This is a genomic window from Helicobacter sp. T3_23-1059 (assembly GCF_053654515.1).
Map to the genome: position 1 here is coordinate 57,658 of NZ_JBSIUV010000004.1, position 26,331 is coordinate 83,988.

At 37.8% G+C, this 26,331-nt stretch carries 27 protein-coding genes and 1 tRNA gene; 22 read left to right on the forward strand and 6 right to left on the reverse strand.

Annotated features, from left to right (window positions below; translation table 11 throughout):
- Positions 1–216: 216 nt before the first annotated feature.
- The 5 genes from ACWIX0_RS02040 (at position 217) to ACWIX0_RS02060 (ending at position 6,557) form a co-directional block, all read left to right on the forward strand.
- Entirely contained in the window at positions 217–3,060 is a 2,844-nt protein-coding gene (locus tag ACWIX0_RS02040) for a hypothetical protein (RefSeq protein WP_454171514.1), read from the forward strand.
- An 11-nt stretch (positions 3,061–3,071) separates the two neighbouring features.
- Positions 3,072–4,910 carry a DNA methyltransferase gene (locus ACWIX0_RS02045; protein WP_454171515.1) on the forward strand — a complete coding sequence of 613 codons (1,839 nt, stop codon included), beginning with the start codon at positions 3,072–3,074 and terminating at the stop codon, positions 4,908–4,910.
- 143 nt (positions 4,911–5,053) lie between these two features.
- Positions 5,054–6,088 (forward strand): hypothetical protein, encoded by a 1,035-nt coding sequence (locus tag ACWIX0_RS02050; RefSeq protein ID WP_454171517.1) that lies wholly within the window; start codon positions 5,054–5,056, stop codon positions 6,086–6,088.
- Positions 6,089–6,121: 33 nt separating this feature from the next.
- Positions 6,122–6,313: a hypothetical protein gene (locus ACWIX0_RS02055; RefSeq protein WP_454171518.1), complete on the forward strand. Its 192-nt coding sequence runs from the start codon at positions 6,122–6,124 to the stop codon at positions 6,311–6,313.
- A gap of 118 nt (positions 6,314–6,431) precedes the next feature.
- Positions 6,432–6,557: a hypothetical protein gene (locus ACWIX0_RS02060; protein WP_454171520.1), complete on the forward strand. Its 126-nt coding sequence runs from the start codon at positions 6,432–6,434 to the stop codon at positions 6,555–6,557.
- Positions 6,558–6,871: 314 nt separating this feature from the next.
- Here the strand turns inward: ACWIX0_RS02060 and nusA are convergent, their stop codons facing one another.
- Positions 6,872–8,173, reverse strand: coding sequence for a transcription termination factor NusA (gene nusA / locus ACWIX0_RS02065; RefSeq protein ID WP_454171522.1), 1,302 nt, complete (start codon positions 8,171–8,173; stop codon positions 6,872–6,874).
- Between the two features lie 185 nt (positions 8,174–8,358).
- Between nusA and ACWIX0_RS02070 the strand changes: the two genes are divergently transcribed.
- The 9 genes from ACWIX0_RS02070 to ACWIX0_RS02110 all read left to right on the forward strand — a co-directional run bounded on the left by ACWIX0_RS02070 (position 8,359) and on the right by ACWIX0_RS02110 (position 15,624).
- The gene (locus ACWIX0_RS02070; protein WP_454171524.1) at positions 8,359–8,655 is read left to right on the forward strand and encodes an HP0268 family nuclease; all 297 of its coding nucleotides are present in this window, start codon (positions 8,359–8,361) and stop codon (positions 8,653–8,655) included.
- 84 nt (positions 8,656–8,739) lie between these two features.
- Entirely contained in the window at positions 8,740–10,059 is a 1,320-nt protein-coding gene (miaB, locus tag ACWIX0_RS02075; RefSeq protein WP_454171526.1) for a tRNA (N6-isopentenyl adenosine(37)-C2)-methylthiotransferase MiaB, read from the forward strand.
- A 342-nt stretch (positions 10,060–10,401) separates the two neighbouring features.
- Positions 10,402–10,845 (forward strand): preprotein translocase subunit SecG, encoded by a 444-nt coding sequence (gene secG, locus ACWIX0_RS02080; protein WP_454171527.1) that lies wholly within the window; start codon positions 10,402–10,404, stop codon positions 10,843–10,845.
- Complete coding sequence (frr, locus tag ACWIX0_RS02085) at positions 10,845–11,402, forward strand: ribosome recycling factor (protein WP_454171529.1); 558 nt, start codon at positions 10,845–10,847, stop codon at positions 11,400–11,402. The genes secG and frr overlap by 1 nt, the downstream gene beginning before the upstream one ends.
- Before the next feature lie 52 nt (positions 11,403–11,454).
- Positions 11,455–12,072, forward strand: a complete 618-nt coding sequence (pyrE, locus tag ACWIX0_RS02090; RefSeq protein WP_454171531.1) for an orotate phosphoribosyltransferase — start codon at positions 11,455–11,457, stop codon at positions 12,070–12,072.
- Between the two features lie 36 nt (positions 12,073–12,108).
- Positions 12,109–12,864 (forward strand): RDD family protein, encoded by a 756-nt coding sequence (locus tag ACWIX0_RS02095; RefSeq protein ID WP_454171533.1) that lies wholly within the window; start codon positions 12,109–12,111, stop codon positions 12,862–12,864.
- 191 nt (positions 12,865–13,055) lie between these two features.
- Positions 13,056–14,432 (forward strand): sodium-dependent transporter, encoded by a 1,377-nt coding sequence (locus ACWIX0_RS02100; RefSeq protein ID WP_454171535.1) that lies wholly within the window; start codon positions 13,056–13,058, stop codon positions 14,430–14,432.
- A gap of 15 nt (positions 14,433–14,447) precedes the next feature.
- A complete protein-coding gene (gene xseB, locus ACWIX0_RS02105; RefSeq protein WP_454171537.1) occupies positions 14,448–14,651 on the forward strand; it encodes an exodeoxyribonuclease VII small subunit in 204 nt (67 codons plus the stop codon).
- A 70-nt stretch (positions 14,652–14,721) separates the two neighbouring features.
- Positions 14,722–15,624 (forward strand): carbon-nitrogen hydrolase family protein, encoded by a 903-nt coding sequence (locus ACWIX0_RS02110; RefSeq protein ID WP_454171539.1) that lies wholly within the window; start codon positions 14,722–14,724, stop codon positions 15,622–15,624.
- A gap of 102 nt (positions 15,625–15,726) precedes the next feature.
- Here ACWIX0_RS02110 and ACWIX0_RS02115 read toward each other — a convergent pair whose 3' ends face one another.
- From ACWIX0_RS02115 to ACWIX0_RS02125, 3 genes are all read right to left on the reverse strand, one after another.
- Positions 15,727–16,071: a hypothetical protein gene (locus ACWIX0_RS02115; protein WP_454171541.1), complete on the reverse strand. Its 345-nt coding sequence runs from the start codon at positions 16,069–16,071 to the stop codon at positions 15,727–15,729.
- Positions 16,072–16,451: 380 nt separating this feature from the next.
- On the reverse strand, positions 16,452–16,976 hold the full coding sequence (locus tag ACWIX0_RS02120) for a hypothetical protein (RefSeq protein ID WP_454171543.1): 525 nt from the start codon (positions 16,974–16,976) through the stop codon (positions 16,452–16,454).
- A gap of 28 nt (positions 16,977–17,004) precedes the next feature.
- Positions 17,005–18,009 carry a hypothetical protein gene (locus ACWIX0_RS02125; protein WP_454171545.1) on the reverse strand — a complete coding sequence of 335 codons (1,005 nt, stop codon included), beginning with the start codon at positions 18,007–18,009 and terminating at the stop codon, positions 17,005–17,007.
- Between the two features lie 291 nt (positions 18,010–18,300).
- Between ACWIX0_RS02125 and hisB the strand changes: the two genes are divergently transcribed.
- From hisB to mrdA, 7 genes are all read left to right on the forward strand, one after another.
- The gene (hisB, locus tag ACWIX0_RS02130; protein WP_454171547.1) at positions 18,301–18,882 is read left to right on the forward strand and encodes an imidazoleglycerol-phosphate dehydratase HisB; all 582 of its coding nucleotides are present in this window, start codon (positions 18,301–18,303) and stop codon (positions 18,880–18,882) included.
- A gap of 42 nt (positions 18,883–18,924) precedes the next feature.
- Complete coding sequence (locus ACWIX0_RS02135) at positions 18,925–19,443, forward strand: KdsC family phosphatase (protein ID WP_454171549.1); 519 nt, start codon at positions 18,925–18,927, stop codon at positions 19,441–19,443.
- Positions 19,444–19,494: 51 nt separating this feature from the next.
- Complete coding sequence (locus tag ACWIX0_RS02140; RefSeq protein WP_454171551.1) at positions 19,495–20,220, forward strand: hypothetical protein; 726 nt, start codon at positions 19,495–19,497, stop codon at positions 20,218–20,220.
- A 13-nt stretch (positions 20,221–20,233) separates the two neighbouring features.
- Positions 20,234–20,731, forward strand: coding sequence for a lipopolysaccharide transport periplasmic protein LptA (gene lptA / locus ACWIX0_RS02145; protein WP_454171553.1), 498 nt, complete (start codon positions 20,234–20,236; stop codon positions 20,729–20,731).
- 146 nt (positions 20,732–20,877) lie between these two features.
- Positions 20,878–21,630, forward strand: a complete 753-nt coding sequence (locus tag ACWIX0_RS02150; protein ID WP_454171555.1) for a GTP-binding protein — start codon at positions 20,878–20,880, stop codon at positions 21,628–21,630.
- Positions 21,631–21,775: 145 nt separating this feature from the next.
- Positions 21,776–22,276 (forward strand): hypothetical protein, encoded by a 501-nt coding sequence (locus tag ACWIX0_RS02155; protein ID WP_454171557.1) that lies wholly within the window; start codon positions 21,776–21,778, stop codon positions 22,274–22,276.
- A gap of 99 nt (positions 22,277–22,375) precedes the next feature.
- Positions 22,376–24,172, forward strand: a complete 1,797-nt coding sequence (mrdA, locus tag ACWIX0_RS02160; protein WP_454171559.1) for a penicillin-binding protein 2 — start codon at positions 22,376–22,378, stop codon at positions 24,170–24,172.
- Here the strand turns inward: mrdA and ACWIX0_RS02165 are convergent.
- On the reverse strand, positions 24,155–24,280 hold the full coding sequence (locus ACWIX0_RS02165) for a hypothetical protein (protein WP_454171561.1): 126 nt from the start codon (positions 24,278–24,280) through the stop codon (positions 24,155–24,157). The two genes, mrdA and ACWIX0_RS02165, sit on opposite strands and share 18 nt — an antisense overlap.
- A 175-nt stretch (positions 24,281–24,455) precedes the next feature.
- On the opposite strand from ACWIX0_RS02165, the gene lpoB reads away from it, so the two are divergent.
- Positions 24,456–25,808, forward strand: a complete 1,353-nt coding sequence (lpoB, locus tag ACWIX0_RS02170) for a penicillin-binding protein activator LpoB (protein WP_454171563.1) — start codon at positions 24,456–24,458, stop codon at positions 25,806–25,808.
- Between the two features lie 175 nt (positions 25,809–25,983).
- Here lpoB and ACWIX0_RS02175 read toward each other — a convergent pair.
- A tRNA-Ala gene (locus ACWIX0_RS02175) sits at positions 25,984–26,059 on the reverse strand.
- Positions 26,060–26,331: the final 272 nt, after the last annotated feature.

Sequence of the window (26,331 nt, forward strand, 5' to 3'; positions counted from 1 at the left end):
TTGCCAAAATCGCGCAAAAATCTTTTCAAAGTATCCTAAAATCTCGCACAATTTAGCACAAACAGCGCACTAAAAAGCAATAAAATCATCGCAAATCGCATCAGATTCCTTGTAAAAAATATTGCGAATTGTAGTAAATTTTGACTTTGCAATAATACTTTTTTAATATTTATTGTGATAACATAGCGACTTTTAAACTTCAAAAAAGGATAATGATTGTTTTATCATCAAATCACAAAAGCCAGAGACATTTGGTATAACTCAAAAGAGTGCAAAATAAATAAACTTATCAGCTATATGCAAACTCAAAGCATATTACGAGATGCGCAAATTGAAGCCATAAAGACTTATTTATATCTTAAAATCGCTTGTGAAAACAAACCCTTGTATCAGCTCTTTTGTGAAGGCGCATTCAATACTTTTGATTTTGCTTTGCTTAATGATGAGCTGATTTCACAACATTTGCGCAATTTTCTTAAAGAAAATAAAGATGCTCTAGCCCTTTATGAATGTGCCAAACATAACGCAAACAAACCTTTACTTGAAGTTATCCACAAATATTACGCAAACCTAAACTACAAAGATATTTTTACCAAAATATTTTATGATATTAGCTATACAGATTATCTTTTTTCTTTGCCTATGGGAGCGGGAAAGACTTATCTAATGGCAGCGTTTATTTATTTGGATTTGTATTTTGCTAAAAATGAGCCACACAACAAAGCTTTTGCGCACAATTTTCTTATCCTAGCTCCATCGGGCTTAAAAAGCTCCATTTTACCAAGCCTTAAAAATATCGAGTATTTTAATCCATCGTGGATTTTGCCCGAACCAAGTGCTAGTGAGATTAAATCGCTTATAAAATTTGAAATTCTAAACGAAAGCAAAGCAGACAAAAGAAGCAATAAAACACGAAACCCAAATGTCGCTAAAATAGCACAATATCAGCCATTTAATGCTATGTTTGGGGTAGTTTTGCTAACAAATGCCGAAAAGGTTATTTTGGATAAAATAGACAAAGCACCAAATTTATTTAATATGCTTAATGAAAATGATAGATTAGCATATCAAATTGCAAATGAATTGCGGACAACTATCGGCAAAATCCCAAATTTAAGCATTTTTATTGATGAGGTTCATCACGCAGCCCTTGATGATGTGAAATTGCGCAGAGTGGTAAATGAATGGAGCAATGGCGAATCTATCACTATGGTGGCAGGTTTTTCAGGCACACCTTATCTTAAAAGCGAAGAAGAAATCGCCATTAGCACGAATTTCTCCCTAAAACACAAGCAAATAGCTAACACCGTGTATTATTACCCACTTTTGCAAGGCATAGGCAATTTTCTTAAAACACCCATAGTCAAAATTTCAAGCAGTCCAAATCGCCTTGACATTGTCGAATCAGGCTTACGCGACTTTTTGGAAAATTCCTCTACTTATGCAAACGCTTTAAATGCTAAAATTGCTATTTATTGTGGTAGTATAGAAAATTTAGAGGAACAAATTTACCCAAAAATTTGTGAGATTTTAAGCGATTATCATCTCAATCAAACCGCTGTGCTAAAATTCCACAAAGGCAACAAATCTTACCCTGAGCCAAAAGACGCACAAAATACCTTTAATACGCTTGATTCAAACCCCATTATAAAAGTCATTTTGCTAGTGCAAATTGGCAAAGAAGGATGGGATTGCAAATCTTTAAGTAGTGTTATCCTTTCACAAGAGAAAGATTGTCCTACAAATATGGTTCTTCAAACGAGTTGTCGTTGTTTGCGGCAAGCACAAAAGGGCGCAGATGAAAAAGCACTTATTTATCTTAACAAATCAAACGCCGACAAACTCTCATCTCAACTAAAAGCCGAACAGCAAATCACATTAAGCGATTTTCAAAACGGCGCGCAAAAAGAACAAATCCCTATTTATCGCCACAGCAGGATAGACAAACTCAAACTTCCACCTATTGACTTTTATCAAATTCAACTTAATTATGACAAAACCATTACCAAAGAGGCAAATCCACAAGAAAAACTTGCAAATTTAGAGTTCACAAAGCGAGATTCCACACTCATCACTCAAAAAGATTTTAGCGATGAAGTTATAAATTCATTTATTGAAAATTACTGCCAAAGAGAGCAACACGCAAATTTTTATGTGTGGCTTTATGATATAGCCAAAGAAAGTTTTATGACTTTATCTTTGCAGGATTTAAAGGCGCATTTACCGGCTTTGCAAAAGATTTTTGCCAAAATCACGCACAAAAAAAATGGCATTTGTTATTTTAGCAACGACTATGACAAAAGCGTAGTAGAATCAGACATTCGCAAAGCTTTTAGCCCCAAACGCGATTTTACTACCACAAAAGAGATTTTACCGCAAAATGCCACGCTTTTACTTGCCGAAAAATTGCATTCGCCCGTGATGATTGACACACAAAGGCAAGAATCTTTTCTACCAGACCAAGACAAAGTCGCCAAAATCATCGATATGGATAAAGGCGCGATATATGAGCCACTTAGCCAAAGCGACAAAGAAACACTCATCAAACTTTTGGGACAAGAACAAGCCCAAGAAGCCATTGCAAAAAGGATAGAACACCAAAATAGCCCCTATATCACTCAAAAAGACAAAACCTTTCATTATCTACCTTACCGCACAGATAGCGCGTTTGAAAAAGATATTTTTACAAGGATTTTAAATCTGCAAGATTTTAAGGATTTAAATTTGGAGCTTTATTATAACGGCGATTCGCACCTTACAGAATTTCGCATACAAACTTACAAAAACAACGCCAAACTTGGGCTTTACACACCTGATTTTCTTATACTTAAACGCGAAAAAGGCGTCATCTCAAAAGTGCTGATTTTAGAAACAAAAGGCGAGGGCTATACGCTAAATTTCAAAGATAAAAAAGACTTTATGAAAGACTTTATCGAATCAAACAACGAAAAATACGGCTACAAAAAATTTGAATTTTTATACATTGAAGATTCGCAAAGCGTTGCAAGTCAAATCGCACAGATTCAGCACACTCTAGAAGTATTTTTTAGTAAATCTTAAAAAGGACACAAATGAGACAAAAATACATTCCATTTTTTCCAGATACCATTACAGGACAAGCGATTTTGGATAATTTCACACGCACTTTAAGATATAGTGGCAACGACAAAGTCAAAGAGCGCATTTTGCGCGGTATGCCCTTGTATGAAAGCAAATGCGTAGAATCTGTAAATCCCATTCAACAAAATGAAAATTTGTTGATTCGTGGCGAGTGCATATCAGCTTGTGCTTACCTTAAAGAAAAAGGTATCAAAGTAGATTTAGTTTATATCGACCCGCCTTTTGCAAGCGGAGCGGATTACGCGAAAAAAGTTTATATAAGACAAAATCATAAAATAGCGCAAGCGATAGAGCAAGAGCAAGTGGAAATGGGCGAAGATTTTCAAGGTTTTGAGGAAAAAATGTATGGCGACATTTGGAATAAAGAAGATTATCTTAATTGGATGTATGAAAATCTAACGGCGATAAAATCGATAATGAGCGAAAACGCAAGCATTTATGTTCATTTGGATTGGCATATCGGACATTATGTAAAAATTTTGATGGACGAAATTTTTGGCGAGGATAATTTTCAAAATCAGCTTATTTGGAAGTATTTTGGACCAACCAGCACAAAAAGAAATTATCCAAAAAAACACGATATGATTTATTTTTATACAAAAAATGAGGATTATTGTTTTAATTTTGAGGCTTGTTTAGTAGAGTATGATGAAAAAGCTATTAAAAGATACGACAAAATAGACGAGGATGGCAGAAAATACAAACTTTACTACGATAAAGATGGAACAGAGCGCAAAGCCTATATGAATGGAGGCACACCTACTGATATTTTTGATTTTTCAGGGGTTCAAAATCCAGAATATTCTACGCAAAAGCCCGAAGCGTTATTAGAACGAATCATAAAAGCAAGTAGCAATGAAAATATGATTGTGGCGGATTTCTTTGGAGGAAGCGGAGTGGCTGCGGCTGTCGCCCATAAACTCGGCAGAAAATTTATTCACTGCGATATTGGAATCAATTCGATACAAACAGCGCGCGATAGACTTAAATCTTTGAATGCAAATTTTGATATTTTGGAAATAAAAGACGGAATAGAACTTTTTCGCAATCCCGCTCAAACGATGGATAAAATAAAAACTCTAATTAACGGACTTGTGGAATCAAACGAACTTGATAAAAAATGGTGGATAGGCAAAATCATTCATAGCAAAGATGGCGATGTGCCTGTTTTTGTGCCAAATTTGCTTGATAGCAGTCAAAAGCTACTTGATACAGCCTTTATGCAAGAACTTTTAACACAAGCTATAAGTGCGCTTGATATGGATATAAAGCGTGTGGTGGTGTATTTCGTCGATATAGACGATGAGGTAGCTATCAAAAAGTGCATAGATGATTTTGCTCATACAAGAGCAAAGGTGGAATTGCACCCTTTAAGCGAACTGCTTGATGAAGTGATAGTAGGCGATGAGGTGGAATTTAGCCTTAATGAAGTCAATGGCAATTACGAAGTAGAAATCACAAATTTTTTAAGTGATAGAGTAAGTGCTAAAATCAACGCTTATAATGAAAAACGCGCTACACAAAGCATAAAAAATGGCAAAGAGTATAAACCTATTATTTTAAGCGAAAATGGACTTGAAATGATAGAATTTATCTCACTTGATTGCACAAACGAAAACGGCGTATGGCAAAGCGACAGCGAAATAAAAATCGATAAAAATTCATTTGTCATCAAAGACGGAGTAAAAACAAAGGAATTTTGGAATGGTAAAATTTTGTGTGCTAAAAAACCTTTGCGTTTAAAAGTGCGAAATATCTGTGGCGATGAAAGCGTGTATAACATTACATAAATACAAAAAACTTAATTGCGATGACTTTATAAGGGCGAAAATTGCGCTAGAATCGTAGCGTTGTGGCTATTTATTTTTCACAATTTTCATTACGCGATTAAAGTATAATCGCGTTTTACAAAATAAAATTTATGGAGAAAATTATGGATTTAAATACGATTTTAGATAGCTCAGACTTAGCATTTAGCAGGGCGCAAAAGGTTTGCAGGTGGATTGCCTTTGGGATTTTTGCGCTTTATGTCATTGTGGCAAAAATGTATGCGGGGGCGATTTTGCCAGATTTTTGGCTTGGCATTGTAGGCGTAGTCGCGCTTGTGCTACTTTTGCAAAAGCAGACTTTTCGGGTGGGCGTGTGTTTTGCATACACTTTTTTCGTGCTTTTTGGTGTGCTTTGGATACTCTTTTTTATGGGCAAATTTGATGAAAATCTTTTAAGTGAAGTGCTTGTAAGCGTCTCAAATGAGCAAGACATAAACGCACAAGCTGTCCCTGTGGTAGCGACATTAGGTGCTTGTGCTTTAATCATTTTAGCCCTCATCGCTTTTATCGTAACTTGGATTCAAAAATTTGCGCCCAAAATCCCTAGCATTTTTTTAGGATTTTTGGTATTAGCTCCGCTGACATATCTCGCCCCAGAGCCACTTTATGCAATGCTTTTCCCACAAAAGTATTATGCGAAAAAGTATTATGAAAACATAGAGGAAGTTTTGCCCCAAGATGAAATTACCCAAAACCCCTTGCCTATTGATTTGGATTCAAAGCCCATAAGCGATGAAGCAAAAAAGGCAGTTGATTTCACGCAAAATCTAAGCGATGGCGCAAAATCACCCGACAAACTCACGCCAACCTTGCTTGAAAACGCCCTTAATGTCATCTACAAAGACGGCGAATATCGGCTTCACAATGCTAATGACTACTACAAAAAAACAAGCGATGAAAAAATCGCTAAACTTAAAAAAGCCTACGAACTTGCCAAAAAGCCCGACAAAGCGCAAATGCTAACGCTCAAACAAAGCATTTTAGAATCTTGCTCTAAACTTGAACCCTGCGCAGTAGAAAAGGAATTTGAGCCAGAAGAATTTGAGTTAGAGCAGTTAGCGGGGCTACATTATGAGATTGATTATCTTAGCCTTGCTTTGATAAGTAGCGGGGAGATAAAAGATAGGTATTTTGAATAGGCGTTAAGTGTTCTAGGGGAGCTTGGCTTCCCTATGTGGCTAGATGATGATACGCCCACAAGTAGTATAGCCTTGTATTTTTATGGCTTGCAAATTTTAAGCTATGTCGATGATGAAAGCCCCGCGTATAAGGCAATCTACAACGAATCCAAAAAAGACTTTGCCAAATTTAAAAAAGTGCTTGAAAGCAAGGATTATGAGAATTTAAAGGACTTTTTGGAGTGAAAATTGCACACTAAAAATCTTTTAGATTCGCGTGATTTGGATTGCTTTGATTCGGCGTTGCCAAATCAAAGCAATGACAAAAATTTAGCATTTTGTCATTGCGAGCGGAACGAACACATTGAGTGTAGCAAAAAATCCAAATCACACGGCGTTTTGTTTTTGGGATTCGAGTGGTTTGGATACTTCGCTACAAGATATGCTTTTCGCTCAGTATGACAATAAAAGCGTGGATTGCTTTGGATAATCTACGATTCGCCTTGCAATGACAAAATTTTGACTTTTGATTCGCAACGCAAATCAAAATCGAAGTAGTTGCAAAAAAATACAAGCGACTAACGCGGAAGTATCTTTAGGCGATTTCGTGGGTTTTTTAAGCGCGAAAGCACGAAATAAGACTAAAGCGTCTATTGAGTGCTTGAGCGCGAAGAATCCCGCGAAATCGTCAAAGAGACAAACGCGCATTAGCTACTTTAATGTCCCCATATCAATCACATACCCAAACTTCGCCATTTCTGTGGCGATTTTATGATATGCCTAAATCATAAAATCTATCTAATATTATTGCTTAAATAACGATTCTATCGCATCTTTGCCGATTTTTTGAGGCTCTTCTTCGTTTGGATTTTGAGTATTTTTGGGGTTTTGCGCATCGATAGTTTCAGTGGCGTGCGCTTTTTTGCTAGATTCTGCCTCGTTAGATTTTGCTTCTTGTGCGTCTTTTGTCGATTCTTGTTTGTTGTCTTGTGATGATTCTTTGCCCACTTCTTCTAGCTCTATGTCATAGCCTGTTAGCATACAGGCTAGACGGATATTTATCCCACTTTTGCCGATGGCTTTGCTTTTTTGGTCTGTGGCGATTAGGACTTTTGCTTTTGGGCGTTTTTCTTTATTTTCCTGTGTAGATTGTTCATCTTTGGTTTCTTGCGTTGATTCATTGGGCGATATTTTCACTCCCAAAATCTGCGCAGGAGACAAAGCCCTAGCGATAAAGATTTCAGGCACTTCGCTGTATTCTATGCAGTCGATATTTTCGCCATTTAGCTCTCTGCTTACCGCGTTTATGCGCACGCCTTTTGTGCCGACAGTCGCACCTATGGGGTCGATTCTAGGATTTGAGGTAAAAAGGGCTACTTTTGCTCTATCGCCCGGGATTCTAGCACTTTTATGGATTAGCACTTCGCCATCTTTGATTTCTGGGACTTCATTTTCTAGCAATGCCTCTAGCATTTTAGGCGTGGTGCGCGAAATCTCTAGCGCAACGCCGTCTTTTTGAAACTTTACACTACGCAAAATCCCACTTACCGTATCATTTACATTAAATTTTTCGCCTTTTATTCGGTTTTTTAGAGGCAAGATCGCGCGAACTTCGCTAGCGGATTCTCTTATCTCAATATGCGTATTTTGGGCATCATCTATAGCGATTACTTGCCCGCGCACGATTTTGCCCTGCATAGTTTTTAGTGTGGTGTAGAGTTGGTTATCAATCGTTTTTTGGATATTAAACCCCAAATCCGCAAAAAGCGCATTTACCGCATTTCTGCTCATATTTTCTAAACTTATTTCATAGTGGATTTCATCATTTAGACTTATATCTGGTGCGCTTTGTCTTGCTTGTGATATGGTGATAAAATTTTGAGAATCACGGCTTGCCCTCTCATCATCATCAGCGCATACCACCACTGCGTGGATTAGCTTAAAATCGCGCTCTTTTTCGTCCTCTTCGATTATGTAGTTTAGCTCCTCGCCAAATTGTTTTTTTGCAGTTTTTATAATCGTGTCTTTTACCACTTGGGATACACTCGCAGGCTCAAGCCCCCGCTCGTGCGCAATCAGCTCGATAATGTCTAAAATCTTTTCCATTTGTTGCGTCCTTTAATGTGTCTTTTTGATTTTCTTAAAGCTTCTAAGAAGTTGTAGCGAAATCTTATAAGGATTTATAAGTCTTATATGAAGTAAGTCCTGTTAGGAAATTTTGTGATTATAACAAAAATTTAAGTCAAATTCGTTACAATAGCGCAAAAATTCCACCACAAAAGGAGCTACAAATGGAACTCAAACTTGCATCAATGGACTTAGAATCAAAAGAGGGCAAACCCCTAACCCAAATCAAAAATGAGGTAAAAAGCGAAGTCAAAAACCAAAAAATCATCATAGAGGATTTTATAAACGAGCTAGAATCAACAGAGGGAATGCGGGTTTTGTATTTTGACAAAAGCTGCAAAGACAAGGACTTAAAAAAGGCAAAATCTCTCATAGAAGCAAAAGGAAAATCCGTATATATGGGCGAAGTGCGATATGGGCTAGATAGCGCGGATATGATTTATGAGTTTCGCATAGTTTAGGATTTTATATTTTGTGCTTTGCATTGCTGCTTGCACGCTAGCAATGCAAAATCTAGCCCACAAAAATATCACAAAAGAACACAAATGAAACTTTTTATCCAAACGCTTGGTTGCGCGATGAATGAGCGCGATAGCGAGCATATCATCGCCGAGCTAGAATCAAAAGAAGGCTACACGCTAACAAATGAGCCAAAAGAAGCGGATTTGATTTTGATAAACACATGCTCGGTGCGCGAAAAGCCCGAACGAAGGCTTTTTTCTGAAATCGGGCAATACACCCAAATAAAGAAAAAAAACGCCAAAATAGGAATCTGTGGTTGCACTGCAAGTCATTTAGGCGAGCAAATCATCAAAAAAGCCCCGAGTGTAAATTTTGTGCTAGGAGCGCGAAATATCTCTAAAATCACGCAGGTTATCCACCAAGACAAAGCCGTAGAAGTCGCGCTTGATTATGATGATAGTTTGTATGCGTTTGAGAGTGTGAGAAAAAGTCGTATAAAAGCCTTGCTAAATATTTCTATTGGCTGTGATAAATCCTGCGCTTATTGCATAGTCCCACACACGCGGGGTAAAGAGATTTCTATCCCGCCAGATTTATTGCTAAATGAAGCACAAAAGCTAGCCCAAAATGGTGTCAAAGAGATTTTGCTTTTAGGGCAAAATGTCAATAATTATGGCATTAGATTTTCTAGCGAGCTAAAATCCACTTACAAAGACATAAATTTCCCAAAACTTTTGCGACTGCTTAGCGAGGTAGATGGCATAGAGCGCATTCGTTTTACTTCCCCTCACCCATTGCATTTTGATGATGAGTTTATAGATGAGTTTGCAAGCAATAAAAAAATCTGCAAATCTATCCATATCCCCCTGCAAAGTGGCTCTAGCGCGGTGCTAAAAAAAATGAGGCGAGGCTATACAAAGGAGTGGTATATTAAGCGCGCTCTAAAAATGCGCTCACTCTTGCCAGAGCTAACCATTAGCACGGATATTATCGTGGGTTTTCCAAGTGAGAGTGAGGAGGATTTCGCTCAAACGATGGAAGTGCTAGAAAAAGTGAGGTTTGATACGATGTATAGCTTTATCTACTCGCCTCGCCCACATACTATTGCGCATTCGTGGGGAGAAAAAGATGCCGTGCCAAAAGATGTGGCACAAAATCGCTTAAGTAGATTGCAAAATCGCCATAGGGAGATTTTGCGCGAAATCGCCCAAAATGAAATAGGCAAAATCTATGAAGTGCTAGTAGAAAACACTTATGCCGATGAAAAACAAGTATTTAGCGAGGGTAGAAGCGATAATAATCGACTTTTGCATTTGCAAGGTGTGAGGCTAAATATCGGAGATTTTGCGCGCGTGCGTGTCTGCAAAAATGAGGGTGGAAGCCTATATGGAGAGGTTTTGTGATAGATTTTGTGTGGCTTTTGCATTGCTAGATTTTATAAAATATGAGGTTTTTTAAATGCGTTTGGAAAATGCGGTGGTAGTAAGGTTGGTGGCACATTTGATGCGACAACTAAGATTTTATAAAAAATGACATTATATTTTTGATGGTTTTTTTATGATTTTGCGTGAAATAAAGTCCTTTTTTGTTGTGTTGCTACCTTGAGATAGCTACTTGTTAGCTACAAAAGTTTTCTTAAACAAAATCATATAAATTTATGTTAAAATTGCCACTTTGTTTGCTTGCCTTGTTTGCTTATGTAAGATTTTACAAAACCTAATCAAAATCTAAAAAAGGAGTGTGCTATGAGCACGGTTTTTGTTGTTATTGAGATTATTTTATCTATCGTTATTGTAGGCGTAGTCCTACTACAAAAATCCTCAAATCTCGGTCTTGGCGTATATAGCGGGAGCAATGAATCCTTATTTGGAGCAAAAGGTCCCGCAGGATTTTTGGCAAAATTTACAATGTTTTTGGGGTTGTTATTTCTAGCAAATACGATATTTTTGGGCTATCAGTTTAATGCCCAGCAAGAAAAATCCGTCTTTGACAAAGAAAAAGAATCCACCACCAAAACCACCACGCCTCTAAACGCACCACTTAACGCGCCTCTAAATTCCCCGCTAAATTCGCCTCTTAACCCATCTCTAAATGCGCCACTAGAATCTAGCACTCAAAATAATCCACCAAATAACCCCAAAAACAACGCGCAAGAAAATCCACAAAATAAAGCGCAAGGAGGCAAGTAATGACACAGGAGATTTTAGCCCACACACGCGAGTATATGGAAAAATCGCTAGAATCCTTGCGGCGAGATTTTGCTACACTTCGTAGCGGTAGAGTCTCTGTAAATATTTTAGACAACATTCGCATAGATTATTATGACACGCCAACCCCGCTAAATCAAGTAGGCTCAGTCATCGCTCAAGACGCCACCACAATCGTAATAACCCCGTGGGAAAAAACACTACTAAAAGACATAGAAAAAGCTATCCAAGAAGCAAATATCGGTGTAAATCCAAATAGCGATAGTGATAGCATAAAGCTATTTTTCCCGCCAATGACGCAGGAGCAAAGAAAAACCATCGCCAAAGAAGCAAAAGCTATGGGCGAAAAAGCAAAAGTCGCAGTGCGAAATATCCGACAAGATAGCAACAACCACATAAAAAAACTAGAAAAAGACAAGCAAATCACCGAAGATGAAAGCAAAAAAGCGCAAGATAGTATCCAAAAAATCACCGATGAAATGACAAAAAAAATCGATGAAATGGTCTCCCATAAAGAAGAAGAGGTAATGAAAGTATAAAATCCTATGCTTTTATTTTGGATTTTTTTAAGGATACGCTAAGGATAAATCTATGTCGCTAAATATCCCCCAAATCTACAAAGACGCAAAAGCATTATTGCAAGGGCATTTTTTACTTAGCAGTGGCAATCACTCCACGCATTATCTCCAATCCGCCCGCGTGCTAGAAAATCCACAAAACGCACAGATTTTGGCAAACGCCCTAGCCACACAAATCAAAGAATCAAATATCATCATAGATAGCATCTGCTCTCCTGCTTTGGGTGGGATTTTGGCAGGATATGAGCTAGCACGCGCACTTGGTGTGAGATTTATTTTTACCGAGCGAGTAGATGGGGAAATGCAGCTCCGCAGGGGTTTTGAAGTAGCAAAAGGAGAAAAATTTATTATTTGTGAGGATATTATCACCACAGGAGGTTCTGCGCTAGAATCTGCTAGGTGTATAGAATTTTTAGGTGGCGAAGTGCTAGCGTATGCGGGGCTAGCAAATCGCGGATATTGCGTCCGTGTAGGCTCTAGCTTGCAAAAAAAGCCAGAGTGTCGCCTGCCTGATAATATCCCACTTTTTGCGCTAGAGGATTTTGTATTTGATATGTATGAGCCAAAATCTTGCCCAATGTGTGCGCAAAATCTAAGCAAGGCTATTAAGCCGGGCTCGCGTGGCAACTAAAATCTAGCATATTAAATCTAACACACCAAAATCTATATGCCAACCCCTAAAACCTCCAAAACCACGCAAACCACACAAACAACACGGGCTACACAAAAAAAGCTCGCCAAAAATCGCGCTTCAAGCCCTCTATCTAGGCTTATATCCACACCAAAAAAAACCTCTAATACAAAATCAGCTACAAAATCAATCACAAATTTAGTCGCGGATTCTAGCAAAAATTCTCGCAAAGATAGTAGCAAAAAACCTAGCTTTGCTTTGATAAAATCTAGGCTAGATTCTCTATCCTTACTCGCCCAAGAGCTTTTTATCACGCGCAGGCTAAAAGCATTTATCACAGATATGTTTATGCTTTATACACCGATTTTATACATTACCACTTATGCTGTGCTAGGCAGTGCGGAGGCGTTTCGCAGTAGTCAGCTTAGTATTTTTGTGTGCTTTATGATTTATGCGGTGATTTATGCTGTGTTTATCGCTATTTGCGGGCAAACCCCCGGACTAAAATACGCCAATCTAAAACTCATATACTTGCCAAAAAACAAGCAAAAATCTACGACATCTCAACATCTAGATTCTAAAAATTCGTTAGATTCTACAAATATAAATCCTGCTCCAAACTTTATTGCGCGTTTTTTTCTTGCATTTGTGCGAGTGGTGCTATGGGCTTTGGGGGTGGCTTTTGTGATTGGGATTTTATCCCCGCTTTTTACGCGCTCGCGCAAGTTTTTTTATGACTCATTCACGCTCACGCACATCATTAGCATAAATCCACACCATATCAAAATCTAAAATCCACCCTAAATTTAGAAATTTTTAAACCCTAACGCTAAAATCTAAATATAGATATTTTCTCTTTGCTTAACGATTTTCTAAGTTAGATTATCGTATTATTCTTTCTTTATTTTGGCTTAAAAATACAAATTTTACACATTTAAAAAAAACTTAAAATGCGTAACTACACAATCTATTTAAGGATAAAAATGCGTAGCAACCCCATATCACAGCTTGGATTTTCAAAAATCGGCTTTGTTTTGTCCGCGCTTGGTAGATCTATCGGGCTAGGACATATTTGGCGTTTTCCATATATGGCTGGCGAAAATGGTGGGGGGGCATTTGTCCTACTTTTTTTAGTGCTAGCGTTGTGTGTGGGGGTTAGCCTCCTTATCGCAGAGATGCTACTTGGCAACAAAGGCAGAAGCGATATGCCAACTTGTTTTGCCACCCTAGCGCAAAATCCGCAAACTTCGTGGCGATATGCAGGATTTGCATTGTTTGGTGGGGGGATTATTTTGTCATTTTATTGTGTGATTTTGGGGTGGATTTTATATTATCTTGTAAGGGTTAGTTTTAGCCTGCCTAGCAGTATGGAGGCTTCAAAAAATATTTTTGCGCACCTTATGAACGATGGTGTAGAATCCCAAATCCTTTGCTTTAGCGCGATTTTGTTTGGCACGGCTTTCATCGTATCATTTGGGATAAAAAAGGGTATTGAACGATTAAATCTTATTTTAATGCCCCTGCTTTTTATCATTTTTATTGCTTTGCTTATTTATGCGAGTTTTCAGCCTGGCTTTATGCGTGCGGTGCATTTTTTGTTTGATTTTAGGGTAGGAGATATTACCCCTAGCGTGCTTATTAGCGCATTAGCGCAGATGTTTTTCTCTCTCTCACTAGGCGTTGGGACGATTATGGCGTATTCTGCGATGAGTGATGAAAAGCAAAATATCTTAAAAAGTGCGATTTGGGTGGTTATCCCGGGGCTTATTATTTCGCTTGTAGCGGGGCTTATGATATTTACATTTTATTTTGGCTATGATGGGGAGCTAGGGAAAGATTCTGGACAAAGCATAAATCTTGTTTTTATTTCTTTGCCGCTGATTTTTGGTGAATTTGGCAGTGTGGGGATAATTTTAAGCGTAGCGTTTTTAGTTGCGCTATTGTTTGCGGGGATTACTTCTAGCGTGTCTATGCTAGAGCCAAGTGTGTATTTTTTGATAAATCGATTTAGATGTTCGCGTTTGGTGGCTACTTGGGGAGTAGTCGCAGTGGTTTTTTTCGTGGGAGTTGTGGCGTTGTATTCGATGAGTGATAGAGGGGAGGGGCTTATTTTTGGTGGCAAAAGCGTGTTTTTGTGGCTAGATTTTATAAGTGCTAGCGTGATAATGCCTATAAGCGTGCTTTTATCGGTAGTCTTTGTGGGGTTTGTGCTAAGTAAATCAAATCTTAGAGAATACACGCGTGATTTTTTAAGCGATAAGGCATTTTTGGTATGGCGTTTTATCATTCGCTATGTCTCACCTATCGTAATCATAGGCATTTTATCTTACAAAATCATAACCGAGCTAGGATTAGCTTAGAAAAAAGGAGTGTAAATGGAACATTTTGAGGACAAAATCCAAAAAACAAAAGAGATTTTAAGCAAGCTAAACGCGGAGGATTTGAGCTTAAAACAAAGTCTAGAGCTATACAAAACAGGAATGCAAGAAATCAAACAAGCCCAAGAAATGCTAGAAAAAGCGCAAATACAATATGAAGAGATAAAAAACACCCTAGAATCTAAACAAGAGCAAAGCTAGCCAAAATCTAATCACGCAAAACTTTGCAACGCTAGCAAAAACACAAAGATTTTATGACAAAAGGAGTTTTATGAAAGTAACGATTTTCCAGCAAGACACGCTAGGACTAAATGATGCAAGATTTGCGCTATTTTGCTACAAACTAGAAAAAGACACGGTCGTGCTTTTGCCAGAATACACGCTAAATCCGTTTTTTTTAGAACTAAAATCAATGAAAATAAAACAAATCATCGCCCAAACAAACGCCCAAGTGCGATTCCTATCTGCGCTATCTATGCGATATAATATCCACTTTGTAGCCCCTATCGTGCGCTGTATCAATCGAAAACTTTACAAAGAGATTATCTACATTAGCCCGCAAAATGCAAAAACCTTTCATAATGTCTTGCAAGAAAAACTCGGCATAAAAGCACCAACTAACATAAACATAGCAGAATCAAACACGCTAGAAACTAATGCGACTATAAATATCGATGAATGCCTAAAAATATATCCCATATATCGCCAACAGAGGCTTATTGATTATAAGCATTGGAATGAGGCGAAATTTTTTCGCAACCACAACAACAAAATGCTAAAAAAACCCTTTATTTTTGCGTATAAGGGGTTTAATATCGCTGTATTATTTGGCTTTGAAGTGCATTTTGATGAAATGTGGCTAAGTATAAAAAAAAGTGGCGTAGATATGGTGCTACTGCCTTGTGCAAATACTTTTGATTCTATCGCTAGGTGGCGAGAACTATGCAAAATACGGGCTTTTCTAAATGGCTGTGTAGTTATTCGGGCAAATCGCGTGGGCAAAGCTGTGGCAAATGAAAATGAATGGGTATTTTATGGCGATAGCTTTATCGCTATGCCAAATGGCGAAATAATCGATAATTTGCGCGACAAAGAAGCAATGCTTTCTTTAGAAATCCAAAAAAGCAAGATTTTAGAAATGGCTCGAGAATGGGGATTTAGAAAGAATTTTTAATGTAGTTTTGGGTAAAATCTTTAGGCAAATATACAAACTTATTTTTGCTCGCTATCTATTGCAATGTAGCAAATTCCAAAACCTATTTAGATACTTCTAGCCCTAAGCCAAATAATAATAAGTCATTATGACAGACAAACGACAAACCCAACAATCAAAAACATAGCGCAAAATATACATTCCCATAAAATCCCCACGCAAGTCTTGTGTTTTGCTCGCAATGACGGCAATGGAATGATTGCTTGCAACGACAGAATGTTTTTTTTTGTCATATTGAGCGTTTAGCGAAATATCTCTATTTGTGTTTTTAGATTTTGAGTTACTTCGCTTGCGCTCAGTATGACAATGGTTAATGTTTTGGATACTTCGGTTGTTGTGCAACCTCAGTATGACAAAAATCAAGGTTTTGAATACCTCGCTTATGCTTAAGTCCGACAAGATACCCACCCCCTAGCTCCCTCGTGCTAAGGAAGGGGGGACAAGAGGTTTGTAAATCTGCAAGGAAGAGGGAAATAATGCCATCATTGCGAGCAATTAGATTCTGCGTTTTTTTGTAAAAATCTAATGCGTGGCAATCTATCTTTTTAAAATGTAAAGATAGATTTTAGTCAATCTAATAAAATGGATTGCAAGTGGATTTTATACAAAATACGCTTGCAAAATACAAAACAAACTTGCAAATACAAAATTCACTTATAAATACAAGAGTCCGATTGCGATAAAAATTTTTTACTCGCTACACTTTTTCGCACATTTTCACACTTTTGCCACGCAATTTTTTACACATTTGCTACACGCTCGCCACGCAAGACAAATCTTATCAAAATCTATTTCCTAAACAACGCTTCGCAACGCACCTTATCTGCAAAATGCAGATTAGGACGCCCGATAAAATTCCCCGCTATGACTTCGCCCTCTATGCAATATATCCTCCCCGCTAGTGGTGTAAAGACAATGTAGCTTGTCTCTTCTGTGCTAGAAAACACCGCTAGTGGCACTCCTGCTCCCACATCTGCGACAAATTTCGCTCCGCTTGATAGCGTGCCAAAATCCCCCTGCGCCATTTCTTTATAAACACGATAGCTTCCAAACCCATTTGCAGGTGGATTATACGCAAAATGCACTTTGTATGAAATCGCCACACCGATAAAGCTAGGCTTTCGCCCAAAATAGATTCTAGCTCTATCTCTTGGCGGGTTTGATAGCACGCTACCACCAGATACGGTAAATCCTAGATACTCGCTATCTCGCGTGCTATAAGATAGCTGATTTGGCATAGGTGCGCACGCACTTAGATACATTGCTAATAACGCACCAAAAACGATAAAAACACTATTTTTACACATATTCATCGCAAAATCCTTGCTCATAAAATGCTACCTAAAACAAAAAGCTAAGCGCGCCATATCCGCTTACATAAAGCGCGTAAGGAAAAGTCGAAGCATAGCCCACATTAGAGCCAAAAAGTAGATTATAGCCGATTCTGCTACCTAGCTCGATTTGGGCGTGTTTGCCTAAATCAAAGGCAAGTCCTAGCCTTGCTCCAATAGTTGTGCCAAATCCTTTTGAAGTGAAATTTACCTGCTTTAATCCTGTGGTTTTTTGCAAACTAGAGCTTAGCACTTTTAGCTCATCTTGAAATTCTGCATAGGCAAATCCTAGATATGCTCCTAGCACGCCTCTCACAGGGCTATTGCCAAATTTTGGGACAAAATCACTCCCAAAATGCACGGTAATATATTGCCCATCAAATTTTCCTGCCGCATCGCCACTGCTTTTTTTGTATTTATACTCCATAAAGCTAGAGCCAAAATAAGTGCGAAAAACCCCGTTAATCTGCTTGCCAAACTCAATATTTGCTTGATAAAAATTGCTAGATATAGAAGTGCCACTAGCGTATAATATGGGCGAAGCCATTAAGCCAATCCCATAGCTCCCCTCTAAGCGAATGTAGCCTTGAGAGGTTTTATCCTCGTTTGCTTTTTGGTAGGCGTTGTTATAAGCATTTTGGTAGTTTTGATTTTGGTATGAGTTGCTTTGAGGATAGTATGGAGTGGCGTTTTGTGGATTATCTTGCAGTGCGTCATTTTGTGGTGCGTTGTTTGGTGGATAATACGGCGCATTTTGTCGCTTTTTTGATTTTTGTTGCGAGTTTTGCTCGACTTCTTTTTGTAGTTGTTGATTTTGTCTTTTTAGCTCTAGTAGTCTTTTTTGTTTTTCTAGTCGTTGGATTTCTTTTTCTATCTCATCATCTAGATTTTGGGCTAGCGCGCTTGTGCTGATGAGTCCAAAAGCTAAAAAACAAGAGGCTATTTTGCGATAAACGATTTTAGAATAAGCGATTTTGCAGAATTTAATGGAGTTTTGTAGGTGGTTTTTGCTCATTTGTTGTCCTTTTTTTGTGGGTGTAATGATTTGTGATTTTAATCTGTTTTTTTTTTTTTTTTTTTTTGATTTACTTTTTTTAAAAAATGCTAATTTTTTGTGATTTTTTTGTGTTTTTTAGATGTTGCTTTTTTGATTTTTTGTTTTGCACGATTTTGGCAAAATCCACAAAATAGATAGGTATGATATTACAAACAAATGCTACAATGTGGCTTTGCAAATAGTGTTGCAAAACTTCGCACGATGCGCAAAAATCTTATCCCCACAAAATCTCACAAACTAAGGAATCTAATGCAATCTCTAAGCAGAAATACCAAAGAAACGCAAATCACCGCAAAGCTAGACATTTATGGCAGTGGCAAATCCAAAATCCACACAAACATAGGCTTTTTTAACCACATGTTAGAAGCATTTAGCAAGCACGCGCTTTTTGATTTGGAGCTAGAGTGCAAGGGGGATTTGGAAGTGGATTTTCATCATAGCGTGGAGGATTGCGGGATAGTCATTGGCAAACTTTTGGCACAAAGTATGTATCCCGTGCAAAATATCGAGCGATTTGGCAATGGCGCAGTGGCGATGGATGAAGCCTGCGTGGAATGTGATTTAGACATTAGCAATCGTGCGTTTTTGGTGTTTGATACAAGCACTTGTGAGTATAGGGGCAAGATTTTGGATTTTGATATTGAGCTAGTGGAGGAGTGGCTTAGGGCTGTGTGTTTTAATGCAAATATCACAGCGCATATCATAATAAAGCGCGGGAAAAATCTACACCATATCACAGAGGCGATTTTTAAAGCCTTTGCATTGTCGCTTCGCAGGGCTTTAGCGCAAAATCCACGAGTGAAAATCCCTAGCACAAAGGGCTGTTTGTAATCAACATTCTAGTGAAATTTAAGAATCTAAAAAAGGCAAAAAATGATAAAACTACTACTCATAGATGTCGATGGCACGCTAACTGATGGCAAAATCACGCTTATTGAAAATGGAAATAGCATAATGGAGGCAAAAAATTTCAACATAAAAGACGGGCTAGGAATCGTAGCGTGGTTAAAAATGGGCAAAGAAGTGGCAATCATATCGGGTAGAGAATCCGCTAGCACGCGCGCTCGCGCAGAGGAGCTAGGTATCACGCGAGTTTTTTTGGGCATAGGGGACAAAGCAAGCACGGCAAGAAAAATAATGTCTGGGCTAGATGTGAAAAAAAATGAAGTTGCCTGCATAGGCGATGATGTCAATGATTTGGCGATGTTTTCTCAAAGCGGACTGCGCTTTGCGCCTTCAGATGCAAATATGTATGTAAAAAAGCACGCTGATATTGTGCTAAATGCACGCGGTGGCGAAGGGGCGGTAAGAGAAATGATAGATTTTATCATCTCTCGCGAAGAAAAAGAGCAAGCAGAATTTTTAGAAATGTATCTCAAACATACAAAATAAAATCTAAAAATATTTGCACCAAAAGAAAATCTACAAAAAGAGAGAATCTAAATGAATCGATTTTTTAGTTATATGCGTATTAGATTTTCTAGGGCATTGCTTGTGCGCAAACGGGAGGAAATCGCCCTAAGTCAAGAATACGCAGAGGGAATGCTTAGTCCAAAACAAATGTTTAGATTTTACTTTCTTAGGTTTTTTAATATAGTTGTTTCGTATTTTTCATCATCGTTTTTGATTCATTGGTTTTTTTGGGGATTGTTAATCGCTATGTTTGTATTTATCAAAATCTCTGCGACAAATACGCAAGAAATCCTAAGACAACGCGCACAAATGCCCATCATTGAGCTATATGATTATCATATTTATGACGCAAACAAAGACTACACAAAAGCGAGTTTGCAGGGGCAAAAAGCATTGCGATTTGCCGAGTATGAAATCAGCTATGAAACTATCGTAACCACCAAAAGCGATAAAAACGCAAAATCTATCGCTTACATATATGGCGAGGAAGTCCGCAGAGTGGGCGATGAATACATATTTGACAAAGGTGGCGTGTATGCAAAAGATAGTGGGGAGAGCTTTTGGAGCAAGAGGGGAGTCTATGACTTACAAAAAGGGATTTTTAGAGGGATTGGGGAGTTTTGGGCTGTGTCGCTAAGTGGTGATTTTGAAGGGGAAAATATCATCTACAAACAAAAAGAAGGCACGATGGCAGCCGAAAATATCAAAGCGAAAATCTACTTGGATAAAGATTTTGACAAAAACAAACATAACTAAAGGAAAATCACAAATGAAAAAATGCTTATTTGCGTGCTTTGTGGCGATTTTTGGGCTAGCGCAGGTTGGGTTTGGCGATGAGCTACTAATCGATGCAAGGCGCGTATTTGCCGATGAGAAAAAAGGCATAACAAGTGCGGAAGGAAGCGTGCATATCACAAAAGAGCGCGACAAACTAAACGCCGATAAAGTCAATGTCTATATGAATAATGAGCGCAAGCCATTTAAATTTGAAGCCATTGGCAATGTGGATTTTCATATTTTCACACAAGATGGGCGAGAGCTAAAAGGCAAAAGCGATACGCTAATCTACCTCATAGAGCAAAGCGAATATCAGCTAATCGGGCGAGCAGAAGCAAAAGAGATAGGCAAGCCAAACTATCTCAAAGGAGAAAAAATCATTTTTAACAATAAAGAAAACTTTGCAAATGTCCAAAGCGAGGGAGATGCTCCTGTGCGCGTGATTATTGATCTAAACGATATAAATAAAGATAAAAATAGCCAGCCTTAGATGGATTTTTGAAGATGGATTTTTTTAGTCGCGGTGCTAAAATCTATTTTTGCGAAAATGTGGCAAAAACTTGCAAAATCCTGTGAAATCAAACAAAAAACCAAACCCAAAAAAAAGAAGCTAAAATCTAAAGCAATGACAAAACGATGATAAAAACAAAATATAGTAAATTTTTGACCTCTGCTAGCTCGGCAAAAAATGCCCCGCCACCATTGCATAGCGAAGTGGCGATTTTGGGTAGAAGCAATGTCGGCAAAAGCACACTTATAAATGAAATATTAGAATCAAATCTAGCAAAAAGATCCTCTACACCGGGCAAAACAAAACTAATCAATTTTTTTGCCACACAATGGATAAAAACAGATTCTAGCCTAGAATCTAGCGACAAACAAAAAGAGGCATTTTTATCTAGCGGGGAAGTGGATTTTAAAAAAACAGATTCTAAAAAGACAGATTCTAAAGAAGTGGATTCTAAAATCTCGCTTGAATTTTTGCTACTTGATTTGCCCGGGATTGGCTATGCAAAAGTATCAAAAGAGGAGCTAAAAGCGTGGCAAAAAAATCTATGGGATTTTATATCCACGCGCAAAAGTATCAAACTTTTTTTGCATTTGATAGATTCTAGACATACTGCTTTAGCGATAGATTCTATGCTTGAAAATAGCATAAAATCCCTGTTAAAAGGCGACCAAAAATATTTGCAAATTTTTACCAAAGCCGATAAATTAAGCAAAAATGATTTGGCAAAATTGCACCAAAAAAATAGCCAAAATAACGCTATAATTATGGCTTATAACAATAAAATTCCGCAAAAATATGGTGGCAAATCGCTTTTAAAAGAAGCGATTTTTAATGGGATTTTGGGATTAGATTTTGTGAAACCTAATCCCAAAATCTAATGGCTAAAATTAAGATTTTGACAAATTTTGCCAAATAAAAAAAATCGCTTTTTGCCACCTCTGCAAAACATAAAAAGCGCAAATACAAAAAGCCCAAAATCTAAAAACCACAAACATAAAATCTAAAATCAAAAGAGTCTCTAAAATGCAGCTACTATCCAAACCAGACCCCGATAAAAGTCTAAAAAAAATCGCCCTAGCAACCCTTGCTTGCATAGTGTTTTTTGTTTGGACTTTGCTTGGGAGTATATTTTTATTTTTGCCACCTATGCTAGGGGTGCTTTTTGTGCTTTTTATGGACTCTTATGCCAAAAAAAATACCACAGCCATAGTTACTATCGTGCTTTGTCTTATCATTTATGAGAGCGAGAAACAACTCCCGCTTGGGACTTTGCCCATCGTTTTTTTGGTGGTAAATTATCTTATTAGCGAGCGTTTTAATATCATTTTTGGGCATAATTCATTTTTTGTTTTTTGGTATATCATCGTGGTTTATGCCGTGTATTTTTTGGCACTTTATATCATCAAAATGTTTGGTGCAGGGGTAAATTTTTCGCTAAATGCGATTTTTATTTATTATTTTATCATCGAGTCATCTTTCTCCCTAATCTATGAACATCTAAAATGGAAGCGCAAAAAATGGTAATCCAAATGTCTTACAACGCAAAATCCACGCAAACAAAGCGCGTAATCAGCACGCATAAAATACTGCGTTTAACACGCATAAAAACACTAAGGTAGCATAATGAAAAATATCCCCATTCCATTTAGAATCACACTTTTAATCTTTGGCGTAGTGTGGATTTTGCTACTTTTAAAGCTATCAATCATAACGATTGCTAGATATGACCACTATGAAGAAATCGCTAGACGAAATATGTTTAAACAAGAAGTGCTAGTGCCTGCAAGGGGACTTATTTTAGATAGGCAGGGCGCACCTTTGGCGGTAAATGATTTGTTTTTTGGCGTGTTTTTAAAGCCATTGCTAAAAGAAAATGAACTCCAAAACGCCCTCCAAAAAATAAAAGACAATATTCAAGGCGTAGATATTGAGTCATTAAAAGAATCTTATGTCAAGCAAAATTCTGCGTATAATCACGAGCCAATACAAGTGGTGGATTATGTAAGCTATGATGATATGCAGGTGGTGTATTCTGTGCTAAATCAGCACGAAAACATTATCGTAAAGCCGATTTTTAAGCGATATTATCCAAATGGTGAGCTAGCCTCGCATATCATCGGCTATGTGGGCGCAGCAGACAAAAACGATGTATTTTCAGATCCTATGAGCAAACACACAGGAATCATCGGTAAAGAGGGCATAGAGCGACAATATAACGCCATTTTGCAAGGACAGCTAGGCTACCGCGCTAGCATTGTAAATGCGTTTAACCAAAAAGTATCTCAAGCCGAAGAAGTGCGCCCACAAGTGCAAAATGATATTACGCTAACGATTGATGCGAGATTGCAAAGAGCGATTGATGAGGAATATGGATTTGGCGAGAAAAACGGCTCTGCAATCGTAATGGATGTGCATAATGGCGAGATTTTGGCAGCGGGTAGCTACCCAGAGTATGATTTAAATGATTTTGTAGGGGGCATAAGTATCCCCAAATGGAATGCCCTGCGTGATAATCCACATAAACCGCTTATAAATCGTTTTATAAACGGGCAGTATCCCCCGGGTTCTGTTATTAAGATGGGTATTGCGATGTCGATTTTGGAGTTTGGAAATATCGATGAAAATACCAAAGTCGTTACGCCTTATTCGATTGTGATTGGAAATCACCATTTTCGCGATTGGAAAGCAGGGGGGCACGGCAGTGCCGATGCGTTTAAAGCGATTAGAGAATCTGTTGATGTGTATTTTTATAAAATGTCGCAAGTCGTGGGCGTGGAGCGAATGACGCAAGTGCTACACCAAATGGGATTTGGGCAAAAAAGTGGGCTAGATTTTCCCGGAGAATCTAATGGGATTTTGCCAACTCCGCATTGGAAAGCGCAACGATATGGCGCGCCGTGGTTTGCGGGGGATACGGTGCAGACTTCTATTGGGCAGGGGTATTTTCTCACAACCCCTATGCAAATCGCTAGATATACCGCGCTTATCGCTTCTGGCAAGCTACCTACACCGCATTTTATCAAACAACAAAATGTCGAGGATATTACCTTTGAGTCAAAAGATGTGCTAAATGATTTTCAAAAATCTAAACTTTGGGTTTTGCAAAAAGGAATGGTAGAAGCCTGCAATGCGCCCGGTGGCACAGGCACAAGACGGCTAATGGCAGCAAAAGTCAAAGTAGGCTGCAAAACAGGGACAGCACAAGTATCCTCCATAGCCCAAGACATAAAAGTGCGGATAAAAGAGAGCGAGCTAGAGTATTTCAAGCGTTCGCACGGGTGGATGACGGCATTTGTGCCATCTGAAAATCCGCAATATGCCATTACGATTTTGATAGAGCACGGGCAAAGCGGAGGAAATGCAGGACCTATCGTAGTGCGAATCGTAAATGAGCTATATAAACTAGGCTATATCAAATAGATTTTGCGACACGCTTTGTGGCACATTTGGAGGCACGCGCATAGTTTTATACGCAACTATCACAGGGCAAATATCGCTATTTTTCTTTTTGCCTAAATATTGTTGCATAACTTTTTTGTGCTAAAATCTGCTTTTTCCAAATCGCAATTTTTTACAAAAAGGCAAATGATATGCAGACTTACCAAAATCCAATAAACACTTGTGATTTTCACAATTTAGATTCTCATAATCGTGTGGGGGGGGGGGGCGATATAAATTTCGCACACTTATATTAGCGCAAACATTGCTTACACTTTCGTTTTTATTCCTTTTAGCTTCTTGTGCTTCTAAGCCAAAATACATAACCGATTCTAGCGATTACACTTCATTTGGCATTGATTACCACGATATAGAAATGATGATAGATGACAATGTAGCCTCTTTTTTAAGCTCTGATTTTGTCAAAAATTTGGAGGGCAAAAAAGTCATTGTGATTTCAGAGATAGAAAATCTCACAGATGAGGACATAGACATAGAATTATTAAGTCGCAAACTTGTCCGACAAATCCGCAATAGCAAAAAATTTATCCTTACAAATGCTATTTCAGGCAGTGGTAGCAAGACAGATAAAATGATAAGAGAATCTCGCAAACTTCGCAACGATGAGGAATACAACCAATACACCACCAAAGAAAAAGGCAATTTACGCGCTCCTGATTATTCCCTAAGTGGCAAGATTACCCAGCGCACAAAATCTATCGGCAAAAAAGTGCGTGTGGATTACCAGTTTTTGCTTGTTTTGAGCGATTTAAAGACGGGGCTCGTGCTATGGGATAATGAAGAAATCATCTCAAAAGTCATCGCAAAAGAAAAATTACAAGAATATAAAGATGAGGATTCTAGTATCGCACATAATCAAAGCTATTACACCCCAAACAACACGCAAGCAAAATCTTACTCACCTACAAAAGAAAAAGCAAAAGAATTTTTTAGAAATGCTTGGGAAAAAACAAAAGGAGGATTTTTTAGCTTTGGACCAAATGGTAGAAATCATATCGTGTTTGGAGCTGATATTGGTATTGTAAATATCGCTAATTATAGCGTTGGTAGTGTGTCCCAATCGCTAGATTTAGGTTTTCCATTGACGCTAAGGATTGGGTATGAGCGAGACTTATGGCAAAAATGGGCTTTGGGTGCTAATTTTGTTTATATATTTAACTTTGCTCTTACCTTAGGCTACGATCGTTATAAAAACACATTTAGCGAAGATGATAGTGTAATATTAGAAGATTATAATAGTAGGCGTCTAGGATTTGAAATAGTGGGCAGTTATAAAACAGAGTTGCTTGGATATAGCAGCAAGATTTATGCAGGTTTTGGGCTAAGCAAAGATAGTGGCTCTTATGCGATAGTTTCTACGCAATATGAATATATGTATCAACCAACTTACTATTACAGCACCACAAAATATGCTTACAATACAAATACATACGAACTTAGTAATCTTTATCCATTGTTGAAGCTTGGGGTAATGTGGTATGTAAAACCTGCGGTTGGCTTATCTTGGGAATTAAATTATGGATGGGCAATAGATAAACAAAACTATATAAACACAGGCGTTGGCTTGATAGTGCTTGGAATCCAATTTAGAATCTAAATGCTGTATTGATTAAAATTTGCGTAGTTTTTATGTGTATTTTTACAACTTACATTTGAAAATCTTGTTTATTTGGTGTTTTTATTTGGCTTTTTAGACTTTTTGTTTTGATTTTATGGATTTTATTAAAAATGCAAGTAATGTCAAAAGCAAGAATGGTAGAAAAAAAGTAAAATGGTGGAGTGTAGGGGGTTCGAACCCCTGACCTCAACGCTGCCAGCGTTGCGCTCTCCCAACTGAGCTAACACCCCTTAATTATTGTATTTTTTTGTATGTCAATCCATCATAAAATCGCGCCAAAAAACACAAAATCAACAAACTCACAGAATCTACGCAAAAAATCTAAAAACCAAAATCCTACCAAAAAATCTTTAAAAAATCTCTTAAAAACTATCCAAAAACCACTCCCAAAAAATCCAGCAAAAAAACTCCAAAAAGTTTTTTTTTTAGAAAATCTAAAAAGTTTTCCCAAAAACAATTCTAAAGTTTTTTAAAAAATCTACAAAAATTTTTCTAAAAATTT